Raw genomic sequence first — 12,014 nt, 5'->3', positions numbered from 1 at the left:
TTCGCTGGTGATTGCGCGGCCGGGCCTGATTGGCGGTGCGCGGTCGGAGTTCCGGGCCGGGGAGCGGGTGATGCAGGCGCTGTTGTCGGTGCTCGGGCCGCTGTTGCCGCGCGCCTGGCGCATCAACCCGGCGGAATGCATCGATTGCGGGGTATGCGAACCCGAATGTCCGGTGGAGGCAATTCTCCCTGATACGGAGCCTGGGCTTGAGAAATGGCTGGACCTCAACGCCGCCTTCGCACCGAAATGGCCGAATATTACGCTCAAGGGAGTGCCGCCACTTGATGCTGACAACTTCAAGGGTGTCCCCGATAAATTTGAGAAATTCTTTTCAAAAAATCCAGGTTCTGGTAAATAATAACATATACTAAAATATGAAATATGTAGTTAAAGCGTAAATCTCGATTCTATCGCGCATCATGATCATTGTATTTTCTTGATACGGTATTTCGTAACGTCGAAAATTATTTAATCGATCTTGAAGTTTTTCTTCTGATGGCTAGGTTTGATTGACAAACTGATAGCAGGAGTCGATCATGACCGATGAAGCCCGCATGAAGCGCAATCTGTGGACCCGCATGGAGGTCAGTCCGATCCTGATGGTCGGTCTGGTCGAGGCTCCCGAGCATAGTGAGCCGCTCACGGCGCGGTTGGACCCCGATCAGGTCGATACGCTCTGGTTTTTCGTGGGCCGGAACAGCCGCCTGGCCAAGGGTGGGCGAGCGATGGCGCAGTTCGTGTCCAAAGGGCATGATTATTTTGCCTGTCTGGCGGGCATGGCGCAAGTCGTCGAGGACAAGGTAATGCTCGACAAGCTCTGGGCGAAGGACGCGGAAACATGGTTTCCGGGCGGCAAGAGCGATCCCGACCTCGCCCTGCTGCGCGTCGATATCGATTGCGCGGAACTTTGGGAAACGGACACCGCGCTTGAGGGCAAGCTGAAAAAGCTGCTCGGAAAGACGGACAGCGGCACGCGGGGCGGTCATGCCCATGTCGAGACGACCGCCGGCACGGCCGCATAGGGGCGCGGCGATCGCGCGCCGACATCAATGAGGCCGGTATGACTTATCCTTTCGAGCAGATGCTTGCGCTCGCGCAGGCCAATGGCAGGCTGTTCGTGAGACTGACCGAGATTTCGCGGGCCGGTTGGGAGCGAGAGCTTCAGATCGGCCGGGGTTTCATGGTCCCGATTGGCGATCAATCGCGGGATACGCCTTCCGGCCAAGCGCCCGATGCAAGCCGCGAGGCCGTTGCGGGGCTGGTCCAGGATCTCGCGGAGGTGCGAACGGTCGCTCTGGCGGGGATGAAGGATGCCGCGCTCGAGTGGCAGAAGGCCTGCGCGGAGGTTCTCGCATCATGCACCACCCTACTCACCGCGAGTTGCCGCGAGCAGCCTGCCGCAGGCGGGGGCGACGACAGTCCAGCCTGATGTGGTCTTCCTTGGCGACGTGGATGGCGTCGGCAGCGGCCCCTCCTTACGGGCCGGCCGTGGCGATCACGGGGCTGTCGCACTTGGCGCATAGAAGCGGCCGACCCATCCGCTGCATTGGAGTAGTTGTTCATGTCTGGCCCGAAATCCTTGCGCGACAAGGCGCCGCTGCCGTTGCCGCAATCCGTGGCGCTGGTCCTTCAGGGCGGCGGCGCGCTTGGATCTTTTCAGGCCGGTGTCATCGAGGAACTGGCCCTGCTCAGCATCGAGGTCGACTGGGTCGCCGGTATTTCGATCGGCGCGGTGAACGCGGCGATCATCGCCGGCAATCCGCGTGAGCAATGGCTGGAGAAACTCACCGCCTTCTGGCAGCGCGTGACCGGCGGCATGCCCAATCTGTGCCTCACGCACAGCGACAATCTGCGTGAGGTGGAACATCTTGCCGCCGCGGCGACGGTCGCGGCATGGGGTGTTCCCGGCTTCTTCACCCCGCGCGTTCTGCCTGCCTGGTGGGCGCCGGCAGGATCGCCCGGTGCGCTCAGTTTTTACGACACCTCCGGCCTGAGGCAGACGCTTGACGAACTGGTCGATTGGGAACGGGTGAACAACGGCCCCATGCGTTTCTCGGTCGGCGCGGTCGATATCGAGAGCGGCAACTTCATCTATTTCGACAATCGCGACCCCGCCTGGCAGGGCCGGATCGATGCGCGCCATGTCATGGCGTCGGGCGCGCTGCCGCCCGGCCTGCCGCCGGTGGAGATCGACGGACGACATTATTGGGACGGGGGCCTTGTTTCCAACACGCCGCTTTCGCATGTGATGGATCACCAGTCGGACGATCTGCTGATCTTTCAGGTCGATCTTTTCCCCGCCGAAGGGCCGTTGCCGCGCGAACTCACCGATATCTGGGCGCGGCAGAAGGACATTCAATATTCCAGCCGGACGCGTCAGGTGACGGACCAGTATCTGCGCGAACGCCGCCAGCATCAGACCATCCGTGATCTGCTGAACCTCCTGCCGCCCGACCTTATGCAGACGGCGCAGGCGCAGGCCGCCGCCGGCATGATCGACGAAAGCGCGGTGAACATCGTCCACCTCATCTACCGGGCGCGGGCATGGGAAAGCGGCGCGCGCGATTTCGAATTTTCGCGCTGTACGATGCTCGATCACTGGGCGCAGGGACGCGAGGCGGTGTCCGCGGTGGTCGCCAGGGGCAACCAGCTTATCGCCAACAACATCACCCACGGCCGCACCGCTACGTTCGATCTTGGGCGGTCCGGCCAGATCAAGGAGAAACAGGCATGACCCTCGCTGGCAAGACGGCGCTCATCACCGGCTCCACCTCCGGCATCGGCCTGGCCTATGCAAAGGCGCTGGCGGCCGAAGGCGCGAACATCGTCATCAACGGGTTCGGTGACAAGGATGCGATCGAACAGGAACGCCTCGCGCTGGAACAGGCGAGCGGTGCGAAAGCGCTCTATTCCGGTCACGATCTTACGAAAGTGGAAGAAATCGAGGCCATGATGCGCGAGGCAGCCGATGCGTTCGGCGGCGTCGATATCCTCATCAACAATGCCGGGATGCAGCATGTCGCGCCGGTCGAGGATTTTCCGCTCGACAAGTGGAGCCTCATCCTCAAGCTGAACCTCGAAGCCGCCTTCCATACGACGCGGCTTGGCGTGCCTTACATGAAGCAGAAGAAGTGGGGCCGGATCATCCAGACGGCATCCGCCCACAGCCTCGTCGCATCACCGTTCAAAAGCGCCTATGTCACCGCCAAGCATGGGCTGGCCGGTTTTACCAAGACGATCGCGCTGGAACTGGCGACCTTTGGCGTCACGGCCAACTGCATTTCGCCGGGCTACGTCTGGACGCCGTTGGTCGAAAGCCAGATTCCAGACACGATGAAGGCGCGCGGGCTGACGCGCGAACAGGTCATCAACGATGTGCTGCTGGAAAGCCAGCCGACCAAGCAGTTCGTCACTGCCGAGCAGGTTGCCGCGACTGCGCTGTTTCTGTGCTCTGATGCCGCCAGCAACATTACCGGCGCGAACCTGTCCGTCGATGGCGGCTGGACGGCTGCGTAGGGTCAGGACCTTCAAACGCGGGGGATTTGACGCATGTCAATTACAAAGGCGTCGTGTCCGGGCAGGCTTGTTCGAGCCTATTGTGCGACGCGGGAATGAGGGGGATGACGATGTTGCGGCAGGAAATACCGGGCTATTGTACGCTGTGCCGGTCGCGCTGCGGGACGATGAATGTCGTCGAGAACGGGCGGCTGGTCGCGGTGAAGAACAACCCGGATCATCCGACCGGCAAGGCCACCTGCCTCAAGGGCCGCGCGGCGCCGGAAATCGCCCATTCTGCCCGCAGGCTGACGACCCCGCTCAAACGCACTGCGCCCCGCGGCGCGAAAGACCCCGGTTTCGTGCCGATTTCGTGGGAAGAGGCGTTGGATACGGTGGCCGGGCGCCTGTCCGCGATCAAGGCGGAAAGCGGGGCGGAGAGCGTTGCCTTCAGCGTGACCTCGCCGTCATCCTCGACCGTGTCGGACAATTATGACTGGATATGGCGCTTCATCCGCACGTTCGGCAGCCCCAACGCCATCTTCTCCACCGAATTGTGCAACTGGCACAAGGATTATGCCCACGCCTTCACCTTCGGCTGCCCGACGCCGACGGCGGATTATCGCAACGCCGATGTGGTGATCCTGTGGGGCCATAACCCTTCCAACGTCTGGCTGGCGCAGGCCGAGGCGATCAGCGCCGCGCAGGCGCGGGGAGCGCGCATCGTCGTCATCGATCCGCGCCAGACCGCGACGGCCCGCACCGCCGACCTGTGGCTTCAGGTGAAGCCCGGCACCGATGCGGCGCTGGCCATGGGCGTGTCGCGGGAAATGATCGCGCGCGGGTTGTTCAACCACGATTTCGTGCGCGACTATTCAAACGCGGCGCTGCTGGTGCGGGAGGACAACGGCCTGTTCCTGCGCGGGTGCGATGTGGGGAATGCTGAAAAGCCCGGCGCCTATATGGTGTGGAACGCGGACGAGGGACGCGCCGTGCCGCTCGGCACGCATTCTGACGAAACCTTCCTGGAACGGTCCGGGCCGCGTGCGATTGCCGGGGTGGACGGGACGATCGCCTGCCGCACCGCGTTCGACCATTTCGCCGAAGCGGTCGAACCCTATGACCCCGAAACGGTCGAGCGCATCTGCGGGGTCAGGCGCGAGCAGATACCGGCGCTGGCGGAGATGCTGGGCGCGGCGGGCGCGATCGCCTATCACGCCTGGACGGGCGTGGCGCACCATCGCAACGCGACGCAGATCGAACGGTCGATCGCCACGCTCTATGCGCTGACCGACAGCTTCGACAAACCCGGCGGCAATGTCCGCCATCCGGCGCATCCGGTGTCGAAGATGCACGATGTGTCGATGATCCCGGAAGAAACCCGTAAAAAGGCGCTGGGGCTGGACAGGCGCCCGCTCGGCCCGCCGACCGAAGGCTGGATCACCGGCACCGATTTCTGCGACGCGGTGCTGGATGAACAGCCCTATGCGGTGCGCGCGCTGTTCTCATTCGGTTCCAACCTGCTGGTGTCGCAGCCGCATGGCGGGCGCGGGCGGCAGGCGCTGGAAGCGCTCGATTTCCATGTTCACTGCAACATGTTCATGAACCCCACCGCCGAATATGCGGACATCATCCTGCCGGTGAGCGTGCCGTGGGAGAATGAGGGGCTGCGCGTCGGCTTCGAGATTTCGGGCTCTGTTGCAAAAATCGTGAAGCTTGAGCATGCTTGGCGGAGATTGGACGGACGGAACGATGACGGATTTCAAGTGGCGCCATTTCCAGGGTGATGTGATCCTGTGGGCGGTGCGCTGGTATTGTCGCTATCCGATCAGCTATCGCGACCTTGAGGAAATGCTGGCGGAACGCGGCATTTCGGTCGACCATACGACGATCTATCGCTGGGTCCAGTGCTACGCCCCGGAGATGGAGAAGCGGCTGCGCTGGTTCTGGCGGCGTGGCTTTGATCCGAGCTGGCGCCTGGATGAAACCTACGTCAAGGTGCGGGGCAAGTGGACCTACCTGTACCGGGCAGTCGACAAGCGGGGCGACACGATCGATTTCTACCTGTCGCCGACCCGCAGCGCCAAGGCAGCGAAGCGGTTCCTGGGCAAGGCCCTGCGAGGCCTGAAGCACTGGGAAAAGCCTGCCACGCTCAATACCGACAAAGCGCCGAGCTATGGTGCAGCGATCACCGAATTGAAGCGCGAAGGAAAGCTGGACCGGGAGACGGCCCACCGGCAGGTGAAGTATCTCAATAACGTGATCGAGGCCGATCACGGAAAGCTCAAGATACTGATCAAGCCGGTGCGCGGTTTCAAATCGATCCCCACGGCCTATGCCACGATCAAGGGATTCGAAGTCATGCGAGCCCTGCGCAAAGGACAGGCTCGCCCCTGGTGCCTGCAGCCCGGCATCAGGGGCGAGGTGCGCCTTGTGGAGAGAGCTTTTGGCATTGGGCCCTCGGCGCTGACGGAGGCCATGGGCATGCTCAACCACCATTTCGCAGCAGCCGCCTGATCGGCGCAGAGCGACAGCCTACCTCTGACTGCCGCCAATCTTTGCAACAGAGCCATCGCGCAAAGCCGAACAGCGCTGGGACTGGACGCGACGCGTGAGCATTACCGCGCGAAGCTCGACCGCCCGGATATCTATGATCGCGCGCGTATCGAACAGGACATTGAGGCGATCGAGGCTGGAGTCGGCCCCACCTATTTCGAGATTATCCGCGAGATCATTGCGGAGCATCCAAACATCGAACTTTGCGAAGCCTGACGCTCAGATCAGCCGTCCTCGCAGGGACTATCCTGTGCCCCTGGGCCTGCTGTTGTTCAACGTGCGGTGCAGGTGACGGAAAAAACGCCATCAGACGCGCACGGTGAAACCGCTTCCCTATTCCAGCTCTGGTGTGGCTTCCGCCAATGCGTCCGCAATGCGGAAGCGGCAGGAGAGTCGAACCATGCCGGGCGGACAGCGCGCGGGCGGCGCGAAATATCGTCAGAGCCTCCCAGCGCGCAGGAAAATCCGCTTCCTCGCCCTGCAGGAACCGTTCAAGGCAGCCCGGTCTTCATCAGCTTCTGGACCATCGCATCGTCGACCATGGCGACACCGTCCGAAACGAGCGACAGCAGATCGACGACATTGTCGAACCGCTTGCCCTGCCAGTATATCCCGCGGTTGAAAGCCTTGCGCATCAGCCCGCCAAGCTTTGTCGGCGGTGTTGGGTGGACGTCATCATCTCGATGTCCTGACCGCGAGGCAGGAGCTTGTCGTCCCGCCAAAGATCCAGCTCGAACAGGCGAAGGGGTTAGCCCCTACATGCTCAAGGCGATCATCAACGGGCGCGGGGACGAAGCTCTCGAACTGGCGCGGACAAACCTGCGGCGGTGAACGCCATCGTTCGCATCAGCTCGGGCTGGAACCGCTGCCTTCGTGAGGTTGAAGGGATGTTGCTTCACTTAACCCGCAAGGCCGCACGGGCCCGAGATCGAAGCCATTTCGGCGTCCCGGCGGGATTTGACCGATTTCGCCCAGGCCTTCGTCATAAGGCCTTGAAATATATTCATATTCCTACGCCTTTCCTCCTCGGCCTGAACGAAATCGCTTCAAACCTCGAACGCGGAATTAAGGGGTCCTGGCCCTAGCTGCCCCATTTCCGTTTCGCTGAACACCCGGCCGCGGGTCAGGAAACGGACCTCGCGGCCATTGTCGAGGCTGAACATGCCGCCACGGCCCGGCACGACGTCAAGGATAAGCTGGGTGTGCGCCCAGGCTTCGCCCTGCGCGCGCCCGATATAGACGGGCACGCCGCCGACCTGGCCCAGCAGGATGTCGTTGTCGCCGATGCGAAATTCGTCTGCCGGGTAACACATGGGCGAAGATCCATCGCAGCAGCCCCCGGACTGATGGAACAGCAGGGGGCCATATTCTGCTTTCAATTCGTCGATCAGCGCCAATGCCGCTGGCGTGGCGGTCACGCGGGCGACCTTTTCATGTCCATCGGGCATCGGCGCTGCTTTCTCTGTTCAATCGGTCCCTGATCAATCTGTGAGGTCGAGGACGACGCGCCCTTCGATCTGTCCCTTCTTCATCCGGTCGAAGATGGTGTTGACCTCTTCCAGCTTGGCTGTTTCCACCGTTGCCTTCACCTTGCCGTCCGCCGCGAAGGCGATGCTTTCCTGAAGGTCGAGGCGCGTGCCGACGATCGAACCGCGCACCGTGATGCCGTTCAGCACCATGCCGAAGATGTTGAGCGGAAAATCGCCGGGCGGAAGGCCGTTGAGCGCCACCGTGCCGCCGCGCGCCACGACGCCGACCGCCTGTTCGAACGCTTTTTCACTGACGGCCGTGACCAGCACGCCGTTGACGCCGCCCCCGGTTTCGCGCTTGATGACGGTCGCGGGGTCTTCGTTCCGGGCATTGACCGTCAATGTCGCGCCAAGCCGGCGGGCAAGGTCCAGCTTTGCATCGTCGATATCGATCGCCGCGACATTCAGGCCCATGGCCACGGCATATTGCACGGCCATATGGCCAAGGCCGCCAATACCGCTGATCGCGACATAGTCGCCGGCCTTTGTGTCGGTCATCTTGAGGCCCTTATAGACCGTGACGCCCGCGCAGAGGACCGGCGCAATCTCTTCGAAACTCACATTGTCAGGCAGATGGCCGACATAATTCGGGTCGGCGATGACATAGTCGGCAAAGCCGCCATTGATCGAATAGCCGGTGTTGAGCTGATCGACGCACAGCGTTTCCCATCCGCCAAGGCAATGCACGCAATGGCCGCAGGCCGTATAGAGCCACGGCACGCCGACCCGGTCGCCTTCCTTCACATGCTTCACCCCGGCGCCGACCGCCGACACGAAGCCGACGCCTTCATGCCCCGGAATGAAAGGCGGGTTGGGCTTGACCGGCCAATCCCCTTCGGCGGCGTGCAAATCGGTGTGACAGACGCCGGAGGCGTGGATCGCGACCTGGATCTGGCCCGGCCCGACTTCGGGAACGGGCACTTCATCGATGGTCAGCGGCTCTCCGAACGCGCGGACGACAGCGGCTTTCATTGTTTTCGCCATGAGACAATCGCTCCTGATGGGGTGCCGGCGCGCTGGAGGGAGGGGAACAGGGCAGCGCGCCGACGGGGGGAAGGGTTAGAAGAAGCCGAGCTTCTTCGGGCTGTAGCTGACGAGCAGATTCTTGGTCTGCTGATAGTGGCCGAGCATCATCTTGTGGTTTTCCCGGCCGATGCCGGACTGCTTGTATCCGCCAAAGGCCGCATGTGCGGGATAGGCATGATAGCAGTTGGTCCACACGCGACCGGCCTTGATCGCCCGGCCCAGCCGGTAGCAACTGTTCGCCTCGCGGCTCCAGACACCCGCGCCCAGGCCATAAAGCGTGTCGTTGGCGATCTCGAGCGCCTCTGCCTCGTCCTTGAAGGTGGTGACGGAAACGACCGGGCCGAAAATCTCCTCCTGAAATATCCGCATCCTGTTGTGGCCCCGGAATACGGTCGGCTGGACATAATAGCCGCCCGCCAGTTCGCCGCCCAGTTCGGCGGCCGCCCCGCCGGTCAGCACTTCCGCGCCTTCCTGACGGCCGATGTCGAAATAGGAGAGAATCTTCGCGCGTTGCTCGGACGACGCCTGCGCGCCGATCATCGTGGCGGGATCGAGCGGGTTGCCCTGCACGATCGCCTGCACGCGTTTCAGGGCGCGTTCCATGAAACGGTCATATATCTTTTCATGGATCAGGGCCCGGCTGGGGCAGGTGCAGACCTCGCCCTGATTGAGCGCGAACATGACGAAGCCTTCGATCGCCTTGTCGAAATAGTCGTCATCCTCGCGGGCGACATCCTCCAGAAAGATGTTGGGCGATTTGCCGCCCAGTTCCAGCGTGACCGGGATAAGGTTCTCGCTGGCATATTGCATGATGAGCCGGCCGGTCGTCGTCTCGCCGGTGAAGGCGATCTTGGCGATGCGGGGGGATGAGGCGAGCGGCTTGCCGCATTCCAGCCCGAAACCGTTGACGATGTTGAGTACGCCCGGCGGCAGCAGGTCGCCGATCAGTTCGGCCCAGACCATGATCGAGGCCGGTGTCTGTTCGGCCGGCTTGAGCACCACGCAATTGCCCGCGGCCAGTGCCGGGGCCAGTTTCCAGCAGGCCATGAGCAACGGAAAATTCCATGGGATGATCTGGCCGACCACGCCCAGCGGTTCATGGAAATGATAGGCGACCATGTCCTCATCGATTTCGCCCAGTGTTCCCTCCTGCGCGCGGATCGCGCCGGCGAAATAGCGGAAATGGTCGATGGCGAGCGGCAGGTCGGCCGCCATCGTCTCGCGGATCGGCTTGCCGTTATCCCATGTCTCGACAATGGCCAGCTTTTCCAGATTGGCTTCCATCCGGTCGGCGATGCGGTTGAGGATGAGCGCCCGTTCGGTGACGGATGTGCGGCCCCAGCCATCCTTCGCGGCATGGGCGGCGTCCAGCGCAAGATTGACGTCGCTGGCATCCGATCGCGCGATTTCGCAGACCACCTTGCCATTGATCGGGGATATATTGTCGAAATAGCGTCCGGCGCCCGGCGCGGTCCATTTTCCGCCGATGAAGTTGTCATAGCGGGCGGCAAAGGGCGATTGCAAAGCATCGGCCCGGTTCTGGGCATGTATGTTCATTGGTCAGGCATCCTCACTTCCGCGCTTCTGCATGTCGCGCGATTGTGGCGGCAGCTTTCCATGGTCACGGCGCCAATGGAAGGCGTGGGTGTTCGTCAGGACAAGCGACCTGTCGCAGTTTCGAGACAGGTCCCGGTGCCTATTTGTGCAGGCCCGCACGCATGAGGCGCCTGTAGAGTGTTGCGCGGGCGATACCGAGCATCCGCGCCGCCGCACTGACATTGCCGCCGGCGCGGGCGAGCGCTTGGCGGAGCACGGTGCGGTCCGCCTTCCTGAAAGAAGGCTCGGCATTTTGTCCGGTCAACGCATCCAGCGTGACGGATGTGCCGCTTATCTGCGCCTCCGTCAGGCCCAGCCGCTGCCGTGCCGCCCAACTGACCCCGATCACGAGATCATCGGCATCGACCGCGAGAAGTTCGCTGCCGCCTGGCGCATCGCCGAGGAAAAGGATGCGAGCGTTGTGGAAGTGTTCGTGGAAAAGGGCGCGTTCGATCCGCCGGGCGGCCTCACGCACCAGGGCCACGGTCATTTCCGCCATGGCCGTGCCATGATCGTTGCGGCAGCTCGATACGTCGAGGGCCGCGACGAGCCGCCCCTTCGCATCATGGACGGGCGCGTCCATGCAACTGATGGCGATATTGCGGCTGGAGAAATGCTGTTCGCGATGGATGATGACGGGCCTGTCTTCCACGAGACAGGTTCCGATGCCGTTGGTGCCTTCGAGCGCTTCGCTCCAGCGCCCGCCATCGACAAGTCCGGCGCGGGCAAAGTCCGGCATGTCGCCATCGCCGACCCGGCTTTCGAAAATGGCGCCCGTGGCGTCGCTCAGGAAAACGCCGCAGCCTGAACGCCCGACCGCCTGAAACAGTTGATCGAGAACGGGCCGGGTGACGGCCAGCAGGGCGCCATGAGCGTCGCGCCTGTCCGAAAGACTCCGCCCGTCCAGGCGATCGCGCCGCGAGGCACTTGCAGGGTCGAGTTGGTGATGAAGCGCGGATCTGCACCAGGAGGCGGCCAGAGGGGATATCGCCGCGCTTCGGCTGGAAAGCACCGCTTCATGGATCATCTCCGAATGAAGAAGCGCTGATCGGGTCATCTGCTCAATGACCCCCGGGCGGTGGAGGCTGGGTCAAAGAAACCGCACCGGGCCGCCGCAGCATCGATGCGCAGGCCGGAAAGGCGGGGCGATATGCCGTCGCCGCGGCGCGCGGGATGCGGTTTCCCGATGCCGTGTCGATCAGATCGGCGGAGTGCTAAACATCGCATGCCGATTTTCCCCTGACCTTGCGCTGACTGGAAAGTCCCGAAGAAGAGGATGCCGCCGTCAGCGCATGCTGGTTATGGTGGTCGAGGTCGCCGTGACCATGACGATGCGAATGACGCGTCCCGTCCGCATGTTCATGGTCATGCGCATGGAAGACAATCTCGATCCGGCGCACGAAACCGGCGGCGATCCGGCTCAGTGTCGCCAGCGTCGGCATATGATCTCCCTTTTCGAGGCGGGAGATCATGGATTCGGTCATGCCGATCCGTTCGGCGAACTGCTTCTGTGTCTCTCCTGTCGATTGCCGAAGCTCACAAAGACAGCGCGCGCACTGGGCCGCGACGACCGCGCTGTCCTCGGAGACCGAGCGACTCGACAAGGGGCGGGTTGTTCGCGGCATTGGCCGGACTTAGCAAAATTGCTAAGAGGAGGCAATTTTGGTTTCAGCGGTGACGGCGATGGATCCTGTGGAACCGGCGTTCGGCAAATCGCACAATCGGGGCCTCGTGAGGAATTGCAGACATGACCTATGTCGTCACTGAGCAGTGTATCAGATGCAAATATATGGATTGTGTCGAGGTTTGTCC

13 protein-coding genes are annotated in these 12,014 nt (G+C 62.4%); 7 read left to right on the top strand and 6 right to left on the bottom strand.

What is annotated here, in order from left to right:
- Nucleotides 1-70: 70 nt before the first annotated feature.
- From ACFC3J_RS19665 to ACFC3J_RS19635, 7 genes are all read left to right on the top strand, one after another.
- Complete coding sequence (locus ACFC3J_RS19665; protein ID WP_375197734.1) at nt 71-358, top strand: ferredoxin family protein; 288 nt, start codon at nt 71-73, stop codon at nt 356-358.
- A 178-nt stretch (nt 359-536) separates the two neighbouring features.
- Nucleotides 537-1,022 carry a pyridoxamine 5'-phosphate oxidase family protein gene (locus ACFC3J_RS19660; RefSeq protein WP_017503147.1) on the top strand — a complete coding sequence of 162 codons (486 nt, stop codon included), beginning with the start codon at nt 537-539 and terminating at the stop codon, nt 1,020-1,022.
- A gap of 38 nt (nt 1,023-1,060) precedes the next feature.
- A complete protein-coding gene (locus ACFC3J_RS19655) occupies nt 1,061-1,429 on the top strand; it encodes a hypothetical protein (protein WP_017503146.1) in 369 nt (122 codons plus the stop codon).
- 132 nt (nt 1,430-1,561) lie between these two features.
- A complete protein-coding gene (locus ACFC3J_RS19650) occupies nt 1,562-2,734 on the top strand; it encodes a patatin-like phospholipase family protein (protein WP_026109612.1) in 1,173 nt (390 codons plus the stop codon).
- On the top strand, nt 2,731-3,516 hold the full coding sequence (locus tag ACFC3J_RS19645) for a 3-hydroxybutyrate dehydrogenase (protein WP_017503144.1): 786 nt from the start codon (nt 2,731-2,733) through the stop codon (nt 3,514-3,516). Before ACFC3J_RS19650 ends, ACFC3J_RS19645 begins: the two co-directional genes overlap by 4 nt.
- Before the next feature lie 104 nt (nt 3,517-3,620).
- Nucleotides 3,621-5,282 (top strand): molybdopterin-dependent oxidoreductase, encoded by a 1,662-nt coding sequence (locus tag ACFC3J_RS19640; protein ID WP_375197733.1) that lies wholly within the window; start codon nt 3,621-3,623, stop codon nt 5,280-5,282.
- Nucleotides 5,248-6,012, top strand: a complete 765-nt coding sequence (locus ACFC3J_RS19635; protein WP_001389365.1) for an IS6-like element IS6100 family transposase — start codon at nt 5,248-5,250, stop codon at nt 6,010-6,012. The genes ACFC3J_RS19640 and ACFC3J_RS19635 overlap by 35 nt, the downstream gene beginning before the upstream one ends.
- A gap of 530 nt (nt 6,013-6,542) precedes the next feature.
- Here the strand turns inward: ACFC3J_RS19635 and ACFC3J_RS19630 are convergent.
- The 6 genes from ACFC3J_RS19630 to ACFC3J_RS19605 all read right to left on the bottom strand — a co-directional run bounded on the left by ACFC3J_RS19630 (nt 6,543) and on the right by ACFC3J_RS19605 (nt 11,827).
- A complete protein-coding gene (locus ACFC3J_RS19630; RefSeq protein WP_017503153.1) occupies nt 6,543-6,686 on the bottom strand; it encodes a hypothetical protein in 144 nt (47 codons plus the stop codon).
- A gap of 411 nt (nt 6,687-7,097) precedes the next feature.
- Nucleotides 7,098-7,499 carry a DUF779 domain-containing protein gene (locus ACFC3J_RS19625; protein WP_017503152.1) on the bottom strand — a complete coding sequence of 134 codons (402 nt, stop codon included), beginning with the start codon at nt 7,497-7,499 and terminating at the stop codon, nt 7,098-7,100.
- A gap of 33 nt (nt 7,500-7,532) precedes the next feature.
- Nucleotides 7,533-8,564: an alcohol dehydrogenase AdhP gene (gene adhP / locus ACFC3J_RS19620; RefSeq protein WP_026109614.1), complete on the bottom strand. Its 1,032-nt coding sequence runs from the start codon at nt 8,562-8,564 to the stop codon at nt 7,533-7,535.
- A 75-nt stretch (nt 8,565-8,639) separates the two neighbouring features.
- Nucleotides 8,640-10,163: an aldehyde dehydrogenase gene (adh, locus tag ACFC3J_RS19615; RefSeq protein WP_017503150.1), complete on the bottom strand. Its 1,524-nt coding sequence runs from the start codon at nt 10,161-10,163 to the stop codon at nt 8,640-8,642.
- 139 nt (nt 10,164-10,302) lie between these two features.
- Complete coding sequence (locus tag ACFC3J_RS19610) at nt 10,303-11,229, bottom strand: GAF domain-containing protein (protein ID WP_017503149.1); 927 nt, start codon at nt 11,227-11,229, stop codon at nt 10,303-10,305.
- Nucleotides 11,230-11,416: 187 nt separating this feature from the next.
- Entirely contained in the window at nt 11,417-11,827 is a 411-nt protein-coding gene (locus ACFC3J_RS19605; RefSeq protein WP_375197732.1) for a helix-turn-helix transcriptional regulator, read from the bottom strand.
- Nucleotides 11,828-12,014: the final 187 nt, after the last annotated feature.

It is taken from the genome of Sphingobium sp., assembly GCF_041987595.1.
In the GTDB taxonomy this organism is placed as follows: domain Bacteria; phylum Pseudomonadota; class Alphaproteobacteria; order Sphingomonadales; family Sphingomonadaceae; genus Sphingobium.
Note: the sequence above shows the minus strand (reverse complement) of the source record. Positions and strands in the feature narration are given on the sequence as shown.

What these genes read in the sequence shown, in the direction of transcription:
- ACFC3J_RS19665 (WP_375197734.1), top strand. Translation starts at nt 71, where the DNA reads ATGCAGGCGCTGTTGTCGGTGCTCGGGCCGCTGTTGCCGCGCGCCTGG.
- ACFC3J_RS19660 (WP_017503147.1), top strand. Translation starts at nt 537, where the DNA reads ATGACCGATGAAGCCCGCATGAAGCGCAATCTGTGGACCCGCATGGAG.
- ACFC3J_RS19655 (WP_017503146.1), top strand. Translation starts at nt 1,061, where the DNA reads ATGACTTATCCTTTCGAGCAGATGCTTGCGCTCGCGCAGGCCAATGGC.
- ACFC3J_RS19650 (WP_026109612.1), top strand. Translation starts at nt 1,562, where the DNA reads ATGTCTGGCCCGAAATCCTTGCGCGACAAGGCGCCGCTGCCGTTGCCG.
- ACFC3J_RS19645 (WP_017503144.1), top strand. Translation starts at nt 2,731, where the DNA reads ATGACCCTCGCTGGCAAGACGGCGCTCATCACCGGCTCCACCTCCGGC.
- ACFC3J_RS19640 (WP_375197733.1), top strand. Translation starts at nt 3,621, where the DNA reads ATGACGATGTTGCGGCAGGAAATACCGGGCTATTGTACGCTGTGCCGG.
- ACFC3J_RS19635 (WP_001389365.1), top strand. Translation starts at nt 5,248, where the DNA reads ATGACGGATTTCAAGTGGCGCCATTTCCAGGGTGATGTGATCCTGTGG.
- ACFC3J_RS19630 (WP_017503153.1), bottom strand. Translation starts at nt 6,686, where the DNA reads ATGCGCAAGGCTTTCAACCGCGGGATATACTGGCAGGGCAAGCGGTTC.
- ACFC3J_RS19625 (WP_017503152.1), bottom strand. Translation starts at nt 7,499, where the DNA reads ATGCCCGATGGACATGAAAAGGTCGCCCGCGTGACCGCCACGCCAGCG.
- adhP (WP_026109614.1), bottom strand. Translation starts at nt 8,564, where the DNA reads ATGGCGAAAACAATGAAAGCCGCTGTCGTCCGCGCGTTCGGAGAGCCG.
- adh (WP_017503150.1), bottom strand. Translation starts at nt 10,163, where the DNA reads ATGAACATACATGCCCAGAACCGGGCCGATGCTTTGCAATCGCCCTTT.
- ACFC3J_RS19610 (WP_017503149.1), bottom strand. Translation starts at nt 11,229, where the DNA reads ATGATCCATGAAGCGGTGCTTTCCAGCCGAAGCGCGGCGATATCCCCT.
- ACFC3J_RS19605 (WP_375197732.1), bottom strand. Translation starts at nt 11,827, where the DNA reads ATGCCGCGAACAACCCGCCCCTTGTCGAGTCGCTCGGTCTCCGAGGAC.